This is a genomic window from Escherichia sp. TW14182, from assembly GCF_000208525.1.
Classification (GTDB): Bacteria; Pseudomonadota; Gammaproteobacteria; order Enterobacterales; family Enterobacteriaceae; genus Escherichia; species Escherichia ruysiae.
Window position 1 is genome coordinate 1 of the sequence record NZ_AEJZ01000140.1, and the last position, 12,344, is coordinate 12,344.

The window sequence follows — 12,344 nt, forward strand, 5'->3', positions numbered from 1 at the left end:
GTGAATATGTTTAATTTTTAATAATCGTATATTATTATTCTTTTAGGTAATGTGGTGGTGAATATTATTATTTATATCAATTAGTTTCTGAAGGGACATAATAAAGCTACTTTTAGATAGCGAGTGTCAATACATGGAAATGTGAAGTTAAGTAAAAAAATAGAGAGCAGTTATTCTGAAATATTCAGCGTGGATATGAATGGCAGGAGGTTTTCACGTCCTGCCAGTGAAGATTATTCAAGTGCCTGTGCCAGTAATGTCATTGGATGTTCGCAGCGTTTGCTGGTTGACATCTCAATCTGCCATTTACAGGTTTCGCAGTCGGTGACCACCAGATCCGCGCCGCTCTCTTCTATCTGGCGGAACAGTGGCGCACCGATGGCTTGTGAGGTGGGGTAGTTCTCTTTCTTGAAACCGTAGGTTCCTGCAATACCGCAGCACTGGGAATCCAGCACTGTTAGCTCAAGCCCTGGGATTTTGCGCAACAATTCCAGGGTGTAGAGCGTCCAGCCCATTTTTTCCATATGGCACGGGGTGTGATAGGCCACTTTTAGCGGCAGTGGCTTCAGTGGCAAGGTTTTTCCTTCGTCCAGCTTGCGCCACAGCCAGCGGGTTGCCAGTTCGATATGATCGCGCAAGCCTTTGTTGTCGACATTCAGCACCTCCGGGTACTCGTCGCGCAGGGCAAATGTACAGGTTGAGGAGGTGGCAATCACCGGAATACCTTTTACCCCCACAGCTTCGCGGATCGACTCTACATTCGTGATTGCCTGTTTACGTGCTTTATCGGTAAAGCCGTTGGCGATCAGTGGTACGCCGCAGCATTTTTCTTTGCTGAGCAGTTGCACGCCGGTGCCCATCGCGTTGAGCACTTTAATTAAATCTTTGCCTAACTGCGGATGGTTGTAGTTAACGAAGCAGCCGTGGAAAAAGGCGACCTGGTCTTTATATTGCGCCTGCTGAGCCGCCACGCTGCGATACCAGCGACGGAACGTGCCGAAGGAGTATTTCGGCAGCGTGCGGCGATGATCGATTTTTAACGCCGCATCAAGCAGCTGCCGCACCGGTTTCAGCGAGGTAGCGGTGTTGACGATAGGCGCGAACGGCGTGGAAACGCTACCCATCAGGTCGGTATGACTCAAAACGAAATTGCGCAGCGACGGGCGCGTGGTGTCATATTTCGCCCGCGCGCGTTGGATGATATCGCCAATCTTCACATCGGATGGGCAGGCGACTTCGCAACGTTTGCAGTTGATGCAATATTTCAGCGCCTCGTCATAAAGTGCACCATCTTTTAAACGCAGACGCTCACCGTCCGGCCCGGCCTGTTTGGGCCCCGGATAACCAGGATTTACCCGGCTCACCGGGCAGGCGGTGGTACAGACGGTGCACTTAATGCAGTTTTCGAAGCTGGTATCGTTCATTGTTGGCCTCCTGCGCGTTGGGCAATCTGTTGAGCAGCATGTAATGCACTGACAGCACAAACGCCGCCGCCGCATCCCTGAGCGATAGGATCAAATCCGCCCAGCACTGAACCGATGGCAAACAAGTTTTCTACCGTCTGGCCTGCCAGCGACGGACGTAGCGTCTCATCAGTGGTTACACCGAACTGCTGCCACGGTTGCGGCGCAAAAAAATCACTTCGATACCACTCACCCCGCGTGGTGGTTTGCAGCACATCAAGGCCGAGAATCGGCTCGCGGATGCCGTTACGTTCCGCGACCAGCCCGCCGCTAAAGAAACTGCCGCTGGCAAGTACCGCAAAGCGCGGACGTAGCGGAATATCGGCGTGATTACGTGTCCATATTTCACTGACTACGCCATTTTTGCAGGTCACTTTTTTCACTTCATCGCCCGGCATCCATACACCGCCCTGGCGCACGAACTGGCGCTGCAACTGGTTTTGCAGACGGATGCCCAGCACGGAAGGTGGCAGTGTCGGCAGTAACATTAATGAACAGGGCAATTGTTCGTTCAGCCAGCGCCAGAGTTTGTCATCAGCCAGGCCGAAGCAGGCGGGCATCAGGATCATTTCACAAGTGTTGGCAACAGGGATAAGCGCATCAAGCAACAGCGGCCAGTTTTCTTCGTTATCAAGGAAACGGGCAATATTTACCGCGCGGAACTCGGTGGCGTTATTACGTAGCACATCCAGTTCCGGCAGTTCAATTTCTGCGGTTTCAACCGAAAGATCCAGTTCACGTAACGAAGCCGCCGCAAGATGCGCCTGAAAATCCATTAGCCCGCTGATACCCACCACACATATTTTCTTCGCTGGCAGCGGCCAGACGGGGACTTCTGGCGAACTTAGCCAGGTTGAGCGCAGAGTGCCGAGCGGTGTAACCCGCTGGTGAGCCAGTTCAACGCTACCCTGCAATTGTGCACCGCTTTCAGCGATCAATGCCTGCGCCCGGCAAGCGAGATCGAGCACGCGCTGTGAGCCGAGAACACTGTAAGGATGGGCAGGAGCCTGATGGCTCAAAGATTCCAGGCCATCGTGAATGTCTGTCACCGGTTGACCGTCCGGTAGATGGCTCAGTAAATCCAGCGACCCGGACGAAAAATGCAGCGCGCTCTGACCACGAGTGACAATCGCACAACGCAGCCCGTGTTTTTGTAGTTGCAGGCCGCAGAGTAATCCGGCAAGACCGCCGCCCATAATGACAGTATCAAATCGCATCTTTCTGCTCCTTCTCCAGACCACACAGTCCCTGATAAACCCAACGGGTAAATTCGCTTTCGCGCAACGCATCGCCCCAGGCAACAGGTTGCACGCCTTTCCAGCGTTCGTTCAGGAAGGTGGAAAGTTGCTCGATAGATTGCGCAGATGTGGTGACGTTAAAGCGTTGCAGCAGTCCGGCGGCGCGGCAGGCGCAGAGTTCGCCCTGGCAGGTGCCCATTCCCACACGGGTACGACGGCGCAAATCTAACAGGCTGTTAACGTTCAAATTTTCTACTGCATATTGCACTTCGCCTGCGGTAACGGCTTCGCACTCACAGACCAGGCTGCGGTGCAGACGGCCTTCGCTCAGCCAGGCAGGCGTGCGATCGCCATGACGATAAACCGCTGAACCGCGAAGTGGCGCTGGCAGAGAGATGACTTTTTGCAGGGTGACTTCAGCCGGTTCCTGTGAGCCAGGTAGTGCCAGGTCGGCGGTAGTGCAGGGGCGCGTGTTGCCCAGTTTGCGACATACCGCGTCGGTAGCCCATTCCGCCATCAGCCGATAGGTCATCAGTTTGCCGCCGGTGATGGTGATAAATCCGTCAAGGCCATCGCGTTCAGCATGGTCGAGCAGCACAATACCACGGCTGACGTTACGCCCACTTGGGTCGTCATCGCTGGCAACCAACGGGCGCACGCCAGAGTAGGCTCGCAGAATACGCGTTTTCGCCATCACCGGAGCCAGTTTCTCCCCTTCACGCAGCAGAATATCCACTTCTTCTGCCGTCACTCTGTTGTCGTCGATCTCATTGTAATCAATACGTAAAGAGGTGGTGCCAATCAGCGAAATGGTATCGCCGGGAACCAGAATATCGGCATCAGAAGGTTTACGGCAGCGGTTGATCACATGCTGATTAATGCGGTGATCCATGATCAGCAGCGATCCTTTCGCCGGGAACATGCGAATGCGCAGATCGGCATATTCGGCAATGTGTTGCCCCCAGATCCCGGCGGCATTAACCACCACAGGTGCATGAAGTGCCTGGGTTTCGCCGGTGAGATGGTTACGTACACGAACACCACACACCGTCGCGCCTTCACGAATCAGCCCCGTGACTTCATGAGCGGTAAGGATAACGGCACCGTGTTCTTTGGCATCGAGCATGTTTGCTGCGGTCAGACGAAATGGATCAACGGTGCCATCCGGAACTTTCACCGCGCCAATCAGTGCCGGGTTAACGGCAGGTTCGATAATGCGCGCTTGCTGCGGGTCTATAGCTTCTGCGCTGATCCCTGCTTCTTCGCAGGCGCGAATAAAAGTGGCCTGGAAGGAGAGGTCATCTTCCGGCAGGGTGATAAACAGGCCGTTGGTTGGTTCAACGCAGTGACGTGCAATGCGTTTCAGGATCTGGTTTTCACTAATGCATTCGCGGGCCGATTCCGCATCGGTTACCGCATAGCGCGCACCGCTGTGCAGCAGGCCGTGGTTACGCCCGGTGGCACCGGTTGCGATGTCGTGGCGCTCAACCAAAATCACGCGCAGCCCGCGCAGGGCACAGTCGCGGGCAATCCCGGCTCCCGTTGCGCCGCCGCCAATGATAATCACGTCACTTGATTGCGAGTCGCGAGTTTTCATTGCTATCCCTCTGAAGTTCGTTTTTTACCATTTAGCCATAGTAAAAACATGAATTGTTTGATTTCGCGCATATTCGCTCATTATTCGAAAGTGAAACGTGATTTCATGCGCCTTTCGGAACATTTTGGCAATCTTATTTAATAATGTGTGCGGTAATTCACATTTAATTTATGAATGTTTTCTTAACATCGCGGCAACTCAAAAAAACAGCAGGTTCTTCCACTGAATCAGGCTGTTAATCATAAATAAGACCATGGGCCACGGAGGCTATAAATGTTGAGTATTTTTAAACCAGCGCCACATAAAGCGCGCTTACCTGCTGCGGAGATCGACCCGACCTATCGTCGATTGCGCTGGCAAATTTTCCTGGGGATCTTCTTTGGTTATGCCGCTTACTATCTGGTTCGTAAGAACTTTGCTCTTGCAATGCCTTACCTGGTGGAGCAGGGATTCTCGCGTGGCGATTTAGGTTTTGCGCTTTCAGGGATCTCAATCGCCTATGGATTTTCGAAATTCATCATGGGCTCGGTATCGGATCGCTCGAATCCGCGCGTTTTCCTGCCAGCAGGTTTGATTCTTGCTGCGGCAGTGATGCTGTTTATGGGCTTTGTGCCGTGGGCGACTTCCAGCATTGCGGTGATGTTCGTGCTGCTGTTCCTCTGCGGCTGGTTCCAGGGGATGGGGTGGCCGCCGTGTGGTCGTACCATGGTGCACTGGTGGTCACAGAAAGAACGTGGCGGCATTGTATCGGTGTGGAACTGTGCGCATAACGTCGGTGGTGGTATTCCGCCGCTGTTATTCTTGCTGGGGATGGCCTGGTTCAATGACTGGCACGCGGCGCTTTATATGCCTGCTTTCTGTGCCATTCTGGTGGCGCTTTTCGCTTTTGCTATGATGCGCGATACCCCGCAATCCTGTGGTCTGCCGCCGATCGAAGAGTACAAAAATGATTACCCGGACGACTATAACGAAAAAGCGGAACAGGAACTGACCGCGAAGCAGATTTTCATGCAGTACGTACTGCCGAACAAACTGCTGTGGTACATCGCTATCGCCAACGTGTTCGTTTATTTGCTTCGCTACGGCATCCTCGACTGGTCGCCAACTTACCTGAAAGAGGTGAAACACTTCGCGCTGGATAAATCTTCCTGGGCCTATTTCCTTTATGAGTACGCGGGCATTCCGGGCACCCTACTGTGCGGCTGGATGTCGGATAAAGTCTTCCGTGGCAACCGTGGTGCAACCGGCGTCTTCTTTATGACTCTGGTGACCATCGCAACTATCGTTTACTGGATGAACCCGGCGGGCAACCCGACCGTAGATATGATTTGTATGATTGTCATTGGCTTCCTGATTTATGGCCCTGTCATGCTGATCGGTCTGCACGCGCTGGAACTGGCACCGAAAAAAGCGGCAGGTACGGCGGCAGGCTTTACCGGACTGTTTGGTTATCTTGGCGGTTCTGTGGCGGCGAGTGCGATTGTTGGCTACACCGTGGACTTCTTCGGCTGGGATGGCGGCTTTATGGTAATGATTGGCGGCAGCATTCTGGCGGTTATCTTGTTGATTGTTGTGATGATTGGCGAAAAACGTCGCCATCAGGAATTACTGCAAAAACGCAACGGAGGCTAATGGCATGAAATTGACGCTGAAAAACCTTAGCATGGCGATCATGATGAGTGGAATGATCATGGGAAGCAGTGCAATGGCGGCAGACAATAGCGAGAAAATTGTAATAGCCCATCGCGGCGCCAGTGGTTATTTACCGGAGCATACGCTGCCAGCAAAAGCGATGGCATATGCACAGGGGGCTGACTATCTGGAGCAGGATTTGGTAATGACCAAAGACGACCATCTGGTCGTCCTGCATGACCACTATCTTGATCGCGTTACTGATGTCGCCGATCGTTTTCCGAATCGGGCGCGTAAAGATGGTCGCTACTACGCGATAGATTTCACGCTGGATGAAATTAAGTCTCTGAAATTTACCGAAGGTTTCGATATTGTAAACGGCAAAAAAGTGCAGACTTTCCCCGGGCGATTCCCGATGGGTAAGTCTGACTTTCGTGTCCACACTTTCGAAGAAGAGATTGAATTTATTCAGGGATTAAATCACTCGACGGGGAAAAATATCGGCATCTATCCAGAAATTAAAGCGCCGTGGTTTCATCATCAGGAAGGGAAGGATATTGCGGCAAAAACGCTGGAAGTGTTGAAAAAATATGGTTACACCAGCAAAGGGGACAAAGTTTATTTGCAATGCTTTGATGCTGATGAGCTGAAACGCATTAAAAATGAGCTGGAACCGAAAATGGGCATGAATCTCAATCTGGTTCAGTTGATTGCTTATACTGACTGGAATGAAACTCAGCAGAAACAGCCGGACGGAACCTGGGTAAATTACAGCTATGACTGGATGTTTAAGCCGGGTGCCATGAAGCAGGTGGCGGAATATGCCGACGGTATTGGCCCCGATTACCATATGGTGATTGATGAGACATCACAGCCGGGCAATATCAAACTGACTGGAATGGTGAAAGATGCACAGCAGAATAAGCTGGTGGTGCATCCTTATACCGTGCGGTCGGATAAACTGCCGGCATATACGACCGATGTGAATCAACTGTATGACGCTCTGTATAACAAAGCAGGTGTTAATGGGTTGTTTACGGACTTCCCGGATAAGGCAGTAAAATTCCTCAATAAAGAGTAAATTCAGTGTCGGATGGCACTTATGCGCCATCCGATGCCACTCTTCATCCACCCCCCTACATATAGTGGACATAGTTAATTCTTCAATAAAATCTGTTGGTTATCCTTACTTGCTGTTATTTGGAGCGGGATGACTTGTTCCCGGCAAAAGAAATCCATTAAGAAACACTTTTTATTAAGTTTTTCTTAAGGTAAACACCTATAGTCATTGTCGTTAACAATAAAGACAGGCGACAGGGTATGGCAGTTTCAGCAAAGCACGATGAGTTCAATCATTGGTGGGCTACAGAAGGTGACTGGGTTGAGGAGCCGAATTACCGCCGCAACGGTATGAGCGGGGTGCAATGCGTCGAGCACAACGGCAAAAAGTTGTACGTGAAGCGCATGACTCACCACTTGTTTTATTCTATCCGCTATCCGTTTGGGCGTCCGACGATTGTGCGCGAGGTTGCGGTGATAAAAGATCTGGAACGCGCTGGCGTGATTGTGCCGAAAATCGTTTTTGGAGAAGCGGTGAAAATTGATGGCGAATGGCGCGCGTTGCTGGTGACAGAAGATATGGCGGGATTTGTCAGCATTGCTGACTGGTATTCACAACACGCAGTAACGCCTTATTCCGACGATGTGCGGCAAGCCATGTTGAAAGCGGTGGCGTTGGCATTTAAAAAGATGCATAGCGTTAATCGTCAGCATGGTTGCTGTTATGTTCGCCATATCTATGTGAAAACAGAAGGTAAGGCAGAAGCCGGTTTTCTTGATCTGGAGAAAAGTCGCCGTCGTCTGCGTCGCCATAAAGCGATTCATCATGACTTCCGCCAGCTGGAGAAATATCTGGAACCGATCCCCAAAGCCGACTGGGAGCAGGTGAAAGCGTATTATTCTGCCATGTAATCGTTGTAGGCCAGATAAGATGCATAAGCGTCGCATCTGGCGCTAGTACCCAATCACATCTCGATTTCAATATCGCCTTTTGCCCGGCAACAACAGGGCAAAATCTCCCCTGGCTGAATAAAGGCTAACGGTTCGGCAATCCAGTCCACCTGGCCTGCGACAAGGCGCGTGCGACAGGAGCCGCAGTAGCCTTCGCGGCACTGATACTCAACTGCCACATTGTGGGATTCCAGCGCCGCCAGAAGGGAAGAGTGTTCATCCTGGCACAGCAGTTGTGTGCCAGTGATGCGCAGGGTAACACGAGCCATCAGAGTTGGAAGTTACTCAAATCGTCGGTGTCTACTTCCGAGTCAATCTGTCCGACCAGATAAGAACTGACTTCCACTTCCTGCGGAGCAACCTGTACGTTATCAGACACCAGCCAGGTGTTGATCCACGGGATTGGGTTGGAGCGCGTCTGGAACGGCAGATCTAAACCAACCGCCTGCATACGGATATTGGTGATGTACTCGACGTACTGGCAGAGAATGTCTTTATTCAGACCAATCATCGAACCGTCGCGGAACAGATAATCCGCCCAATCTTTCTCTTGCTGTGCTGCCTGAACGAACAGGTCATAGCACTCTTGCTTACACTCTTCGGCAATTTCCGCCATCTCAGGATCGTCCGCGCCGCTACGCAACAGATTCAGCATATGCTGAGTACCAGTCAGGTGCAGGGCTTCGTCACGGGCAATCAGGCGAATAATTTTGGCGTTGCCTTCCATCAGCTCACGTTCAGCGAATGCGAAAGAGCAAGCGAAGCTGACGTAGAAACGAATCGCTTCCAGCGCGTTAACGCTCATCAGGCAGAGATACAGTTTTTTCTTCAGCTCGCGCAGGCTAACGGTCACGGTTTTGCCGTTGACGGTATGAGTGCCTTCGCCAAGCAGATGCCAGTAACTGGTCATTTCGATCAGTTCGTCGTAGTAAGCTGAAATCCCTTCCGCGCGTTTCTGGATCTGCTCGTTGGTGACGATATCGTCAAACACAACAGACGGATCGTTAACGATATTACGAATGATGTGCGTGTAGGAGCGGGAGTGAATTGTTTCCGAAAACGCCCAGGTTTCTACCCAGGTTTCCAGTTCGGGAATAGAAATCAGCGGCAGCAGCGCCACGTTCGGGCTACGACCCTGAATGGAATCCAGCAGCGTCTGATATTTCAGGTTGCTGATAAAGATGTGTTTTTCGTGCTCCGGCAGCGCCTGATAATCGATACGGTCGCGGGAGACGTCAACTTCTTCCGGGCGCCAGAAGAAAGAGAGCTGCTTTTCGATCAATTTTTCGAAGATTTCATATTTTTGCTGATCGTAGCGAGCCACGTTGACCGGCTGACCAAAGAACATGGGTTCTTTGAGCTGATCATTCTTCGTCTGTGAAAAGGTGGTATATGCCATGAATGTGTCCTGTGGTTTTATTACCCCTCACCCTAACCCTCTCCCGCAAGGGGAGAGGGGACGGTTTGGTGCAAAGGCTGGGGGATTATCAGATCTTACATGCGCCGCTTTCGCAGCCATCGTCCTGGATTGACGGCACCAGATCGTCCTGCGCGTCTTCAGCGCCGTCACGGGTGTTCTGATAATACAGCGTTTTGACCCCGAATTTGTAGGCGGTGAGCAGGTCTTTCAGCAACTGCTGCATCGGCACTTTTCCTGACGGGAAACGTGACGGATCGTAGTTGGTGTTAGCAGAGATCGACTGATCAATAAATTTCTGCATGATACCCACCAGTTGCAGGTAGCCATCGTTACCCGGCATTTCCCACAGCAGCTCATAGGCGTCGTGCAGGTGTTCGTAGTCAGGCACCACCTGGCGCAGAATACCGTCTTTCGACGCTTTAATGCTGACGTAACCGCGCGGCGGCTCAATACCGTTAGTGGCGTTGGAGATCTGCGAAGAGGTCTCTGACGGCATCAGAGCAGAAAGCGTGGAGTTACGCAGGCCGTGCGTTTTGATTGACTCACGCAACGCTTCCCAGTCGTAATGCAGCGGTTCATTGGCGATAGCATCCAGATCTTTCTTGTAGGTATCGATCGGCAGGATGCCTTTCGCGTAAGTGGTTTCGTTAAACCACGGACACGCGCCTTGCTCTTTCGCCAGCTCGTTAGACGCTTTCAGCAGGTAATATTGAATAGCTTCGAAGGTTTTATGCGTCAAGTTGTTGGCGCTGCCGTCAGAGTAGCGTTTACCGTGCTTCGCCAGGTAGTAAGCGAAGTTGATTACACCAATACCCAGCGTGCGACGACCCATCGCTCCGCGTTTGGCTGCCGGGATCGGGTAATCCTGATAATCCAGCAACGCGTCGAGTGCGCGTACCGCCAGAATCGCCAGCTCTTCCAGTTCATCCAGGCTATTAATTGCGCCCAGGTTGAAAGCAGACAGCGTACACAGCGCGATTTCACCGTTTTCGTCGTTGACGTCATTGAGCGGTTTGGTCGGCAGGGCGATTTCCAGGCACAGGTTAGACTGGCGCACTGGTGCAATAGCCGGATCAAACGGGCTGTGGGTGTTGCAGTGGTCAACGTTCTGAATATAGATACGACCGGTAGACGCACGTTCCTGCATCATCAGCGAGAACAGCTCAACGGCTTTCACACGCTGTTTGCGGATGCTGTCGTCTTTTTCATATTTGGTGTACAGGCGCTCAAATTCTTCCTGATCGGCGAAGAACGCGTCGTACAACCCTGGTACATCGGACGGGCTGAACAGGGTGATATCTTCACCTTTCAGCAGGCGGGTATACATCAGTTTGTTGATTTGTACCCCGTAGTCCATATGACGCACGCGGTTGCCTTCAACCCCACGGTTGTTTTTCAGCACCAGCAGGCTTTCTACTTCCAGATGCCAAATTGGGTAGAACAGCGTTGCTGCACCGCCGCGCACACCGCCCTGAGAGCAGGATTTCACCGCCGTCTGGAAATGTTTGTAGAACGGAATACAACCGGTGTGGAACGCTTCGCCACCGCGAATCGGGCTACCCAGCGCACGAATACGCCCGGCGTTGATACCGATACCCGCACGCTGGGAAACGTATTTTACAATCGCGCTGGAAGTCGCGTTGATGGAATCCAGGCTGTCGCCGCATTCGATCAGTACGCAGGAGCTGAACTGACGAGTCGGGGTACGCACGCCGGACATGATTGGCGTCGGCAGCGAAATTTTAAATGTGGAAACCGCGTCGTAAAAACGCTTCACATATTGCAGACGGGTTTCACGCGGATAGTTTGAGAACAGGCAGGCAGCAACCAGAATATACAGGAACTGGGCGCTTTCGTAGATCTCGCCGGTTACGCGGTTTTGTACCAGATATTTGCCTTCCAGTTGCTTAACGGCAGCGTAAGAGAAGGTCATATCACGGTCGTGATCGATAAACGTGTCCATCTGCTTGAACTCTTCTTCCGTGTAGTCTTCCAGCAGATGATTATCGTATTTGCCCATTTCGACCATTTTCTTCACATGGTCATACAGCGCAGGCGGCTCAAACTGGCCGTAGGCTTTTTTACGCAGGTGGAAAATTGCCAGGCGCGCGGCGAGGTACTGATAATCCGGTGCTTCACGGGAGATCAGGTCTGCGGCAGCCTTGATAATGGTTTCGTGGATGTCAGAAGTCTTGATACCGTCATAAAACTGAATGTGGGAGCGCAGTTCGACCTGGGAAATCGAAACGTTATGCAGTCCTTCTGCCGCCCAATCCAGAACGCGATGGATTTTGTCGAGATTGATGCGCTCTGTGCTACCGTTGCGCTTTGTCACCAGCAGATTCTGATTCATGTATGTAGTACCTGTTCTTTCCGAAATAGTTTCATGCAGACTACCTGTAGTGAGGGAAGTCGCTACAAACACTATATATAGGGGGTATGTTTGGGATTCACTGCAAGATAGTGTGAAAATGACCCTCTTGCAAGTGTATAACTTTGTGGATAACTCGCGACGGAAAAGGCGGCTTCCACGCACCTTAGGTCAGACAAGGTGTTCGGGAAAGTCAATGGGAAGAGAAAAAATTGTTAAAAATAACTGTTCGGTGATTTCTTGAACGTTCAATTTAAGATAATTATTGATCCAGGTTATTTATTGCGCTTATGTCAGATGTGGCGAAAATTGATACCATCACAAACTCATATCACGTCGACACTTATTGTTATGTTTATGATGTGAGCAAATGTAAAGAGGTGTGGTTCACGAAACAGATATTTTTTAATCAGTAGATGTAAAATAAAAGTTTGCGATATTGATTATTCCAGGTAAACAAGAAATGAATTAATCAGTTTAATATGTTTTAATTATCATTGTTTAATAATCAGGTAAACTTTGAAAGAAATAATTAATTCCTTTCTGTAAATATTATTGCTGGTGCGCTTATTTTAAAAATTTCTTGGGTGATGCTGCCAACTTACTGATTTAG

9 protein-coding genes are annotated in these 12,344 nt (G+C 51.0%); 3 read left to right on the forward strand and 6 right to left on the reverse strand.

Features of this window, described 5'->3' with window-relative positions; genetic code table 11:
• Positions 1-233: 233 nt before the first annotated feature.
• Genes glpC through glpA form a run of 3 tightly spaced genes read right to left on the reverse strand, consistent with a single transcriptional unit; the run spans position 234 to position 4,298 of the window.
• Positions 234-1,424 carry an anaerobic glycerol-3-phosphate dehydrogenase subunit GlpC gene (glpC, locus tag EQY_RS0112790; protein ID WP_001000374.1) on the reverse strand — a complete coding sequence of 397 codons (1,191 nt, stop codon included), beginning with the start codon at positions 1,422-1,424 and terminating at the stop codon, positions 234-236.
• Entirely contained in the window at positions 1,421-2,680 is a 1,260-nt protein-coding gene (gene glpB, locus EQY_RS0112795) for a glycerol-3-phosphate dehydrogenase subunit GlpB (protein ID WP_001209913.1), read from the reverse strand. The genes glpC and glpB overlap by 4 nt, the downstream gene beginning before the upstream one ends.
• On the reverse strand, positions 2,670-4,298 hold the full coding sequence (gene glpA / locus EQY_RS0112800; protein WP_000857252.1) for an anaerobic glycerol-3-phosphate dehydrogenase subunit A: 1,629 nt from the start codon (positions 4,296-4,298) through the stop codon (positions 2,670-2,672). Before glpA ends, glpB begins: the two co-directional genes overlap by 11 nt.
• Before the next feature lie 273 nt (positions 4,299-4,571).
• On the opposite strand from glpA, the gene glpT reads away from it, so the two are divergent.
• The 3 genes from glpT to inaA all read left to right on the forward strand — a co-directional run bounded on the left by glpT (position 4,572) and on the right by inaA (position 7,901).
• On the forward strand, positions 4,572-5,930 hold the full coding sequence (glpT, locus tag EQY_RS0112805; RefSeq protein WP_000948733.1) for a glycerol-3-phosphate transporter: 1,359 nt from the start codon (positions 4,572-4,574) through the stop codon (positions 5,928-5,930).
• A 4-nt stretch (positions 5,931-5,934) separates the two neighbouring features.
• On the forward strand, positions 5,935-7,011 hold the full coding sequence (glpQ, locus tag EQY_RS0112810) for a glycerophosphodiester phosphodiesterase (protein WP_000779067.1): 1,077 nt from the start codon (positions 5,935-5,937) through the stop codon (positions 7,009-7,011).
• Positions 7,012-7,250: 239 nt separating this feature from the next.
• Positions 7,251-7,901, forward strand: coding sequence for a lipopolysaccharide kinase InaA (gene inaA / locus EQY_RS0112815; protein WP_000301024.1), 651 nt, complete (start codon positions 7,251-7,253; stop codon positions 7,899-7,901).
• 53 nt (positions 7,902-7,954) lie between these two features.
• On the opposite strand, the gene yfaE is transcribed toward inaA, so the two are convergent.
• From yfaE to nrdA, 3 genes are all read right to left on the reverse strand, one after another.
• Complete coding sequence (yfaE, locus tag EQY_RS0112820; RefSeq protein WP_000135044.1) at positions 7,955-8,209, reverse strand: ferredoxin-like diferric-tyrosyl radical cofactor maintenance protein YfaE; 255 nt, start codon at positions 8,207-8,209, stop codon at positions 7,955-7,957.
• Positions 8,209-9,339, reverse strand: coding sequence for a class Ia ribonucleoside-diphosphate reductase subunit beta (gene nrdB / locus EQY_RS0112825; protein WP_000332038.1), 1,131 nt, complete (start codon positions 9,337-9,339; stop codon positions 8,209-8,211). Before nrdB ends, yfaE begins: the two co-directional genes overlap by 1 nt.
• A gap of 88 nt (positions 9,340-9,427) precedes the next feature.
• A complete protein-coding gene (gene nrdA, locus EQY_RS0112830) occupies positions 9,428-11,713 on the reverse strand; it encodes a class 1a ribonucleoside-diphosphate reductase subunit alpha (protein WP_001075191.1) in 2,286 nt (761 codons plus the stop codon).
• Between the last annotated feature and the right edge of the window lie 631 nt (positions 11,714-12,344).

What these genes read in the sequence shown, in the direction of transcription:
- glpC (WP_001000374.1), bottom strand. Translation starts at nt 1,424, where the DNA reads ATGAACGATACCAGCTTCGAAAACTGCATTAAGTGCACCGTCTGTACC.
- glpB (WP_001209913.1), bottom strand. Translation starts at nt 2,680, where the DNA reads ATGCGATTTGATACTGTCATTATGGGCGGCGGTCTTGCCGGATTACTC.
- glpA (WP_000857252.1), bottom strand. Translation starts at nt 4,298, where the DNA reads ATGAAAACTCGCGACTCGCAATCAAGTGACGTGATTATCATTGGCGGC.
- glpT (WP_000948733.1), top strand. Translation starts at nt 4,572, where the DNA reads ATGTTGAGTATTTTTAAACCAGCGCCACATAAAGCGCGCTTACCTGCT.
- glpQ (WP_000779067.1), top strand. Translation starts at nt 5,935, where the DNA reads ATGAAATTGACGCTGAAAAACCTTAGCATGGCGATCATGATGAGTGGA.
- inaA (WP_000301024.1), top strand. Translation starts at nt 7,251, where the DNA reads ATGGCAGTTTCAGCAAAGCACGATGAGTTCAATCATTGGTGGGCTACA.
- yfaE (WP_000135044.1), bottom strand. Translation starts at nt 8,209, where the DNA reads ATGGCTCGTGTTACCCTGCGCATCACTGGCACACAACTGCTGTGCCAG.
- nrdB (WP_000332038.1), bottom strand. Translation starts at nt 9,339, where the DNA reads ATGGCATATACCACCTTTTCACAGACGAAGAATGATCAGCTCAAAGAA.
- nrdA (WP_001075191.1), bottom strand. Translation starts at nt 11,713, where the DNA reads ATGAATCAGAATCTGCTGGTGACAAAGCGCAACGGTAGCACAGAGCGC.